Annotated in this window: 1 protein-coding gene; it reads right to left on the bottom strand. The window is 51.8% G+C overall.

The genetic code is table 11. The features are described 5' to 3' along the window. Window positions 1–224: hypothetical protein (locus FS628_RS32445; RefSeq protein WP_222125365.1), on the bottom strand; the 224-nt coding region annotated here is incomplete at both ends.

The raw sequence follows: 224 nt of genomic DNA, 5'->3' as shown, positions 1-224 counted from the left end.
TGGAGAGGTTGAGGAGTTCGTGGGGATTGCAGGGAGGGATGAATGAGAGGGATGTTGTGAATGGTATTTTGGGGAGTGAAAGGGCAGGGTTCTGCTTGACGTAGAGGAGGTGGAAACGTGCCGGGGTGAAGGAGATAGGAATTGGATAGCGATAGAGGTTCGTGAGGAGTGAGGGAATCCGTGTGGAGAATAATGTGAGGTGGAATATGAGTGTTGTGGCAGGC

Source organism: Paenibacillus xylanexedens, from assembly GCF_007676705.1.
Lineage (GTDB): Bacteria > Bacillota > Bacilli > Paenibacillales > Paenibacillaceae > Paenibacillus > Paenibacillus xylanexedens_C.
The sequence above is the reverse complement of the archived record's forward strand: the minus strand, read 5'-3'. Positions and strand labels throughout refer to the sequence as shown.